We start from the raw sequence: 891 nt of genomic DNA, 5'->3' as shown, positions 1-891 counted from the left end.
CAGCCACTCAATCCATCACTAATTTATGCGCCACCAGCGCGATAAGGACCCAACATGAAAAACGAACTTTTGGAAGTTGTCATTGCAATGCGCGACTACATCGACTCGCTGCCGTCTGATGTTGTGGCTTCTCTGCCTACTATGCCAGGGTTCGACCGCGATTGGGCTGATGAAGTAATTGATGCCGCGCAGCGTGCTAAAACAAGCCAAACAGCCATCGCCCCGCCTGCGCCAGCAGGGCTGGACGGCTTCAACCTCATTCCGTTGGAAATGACCGTAGAGCAGGCTTACGAAAATGTACAAACATCATGGAATGATACTCGGCATTACGTCAATGGATGGAACTCCTGCCGAGCCGCAATACTGAAAAACATAGCCAACGTTAACCAGCCTGTAATCTGGGTAGATCATTTATCGCGCAAACCGTGGTCAAAGCCATTTTGAGTTCCACTAAACTCTCTGAAGCCAAGGACACCAAAGCATGAAGGCATTATCTATCCGCCAACCGTGGGCATGGCTGATCACTCACGGTCACAAGGACATAGAAAACCGCAGCTGGAACACCCACCAGCGCGGGCCGGTGCTCATTCACGCCAGTGCGCAACTGGCATCCAAGGCCGATATGGAAAAGGCGAAGGAAATCCTGCGCGCCAAATTCGGCCATTCTCTGATGTTGCCTGAAAGAAAGTATTTTTCTTACGGTGCTATTGTCGGCGTAGCCACTATCACTGACTGTGTCGAAGAAAGCGATTCTCCGTGGTTCTTCGGTCCGAAAGGCTTCACGCTGGTGGATGCCAAAACGCTGAAACCTGTGTCTATCCGTGGCCGCCTGAGCTTTTTCGAGACGGGCCTTCGTCCACATGCGGTATTCAACCTGCTAGTGCCTAATGA

Annotated in this window: 2 protein-coding genes; both read left to right on the top strand. The window is 51.6% G+C overall.

Features of this window, described 5'->3' with window-relative positions; genetic code table 11:
- Window positions 1-54: 54 nt before the first annotated feature.
- Complete coding sequence (locus ACVRRC_RS21980) at window positions 55-444, top strand: hypothetical protein (protein ID WP_472533523.1); 390 nt, start codon at window positions 55-57, stop codon at window positions 442-444.
- 37 nt (window positions 445-481) lie between these two features.
- Window positions 482-891: ASCH domain-containing protein (locus ACVRRC_RS21975; RefSeq protein ID WP_472997573.1), on the top strand; the 410-nt coding region annotated here is incomplete at its 3' end.

This window comes from Stutzerimonas sp. LR2 (genome assembly GCF_055755175.1).
The sequence above is the reverse complement of the archived record's forward strand: the minus strand, read 5'-3'. Positions and strand labels throughout refer to the sequence as shown.

Excerpts from the sequence above, each read along its gene's own strand:
- ACVRRC_RS21980 (WP_472533523.1), top strand. The coding sequence starts at position 55 with ATGAAAAACGAACTTTTGGAAGTTGTCATTGCAATGCGCGACTACATC.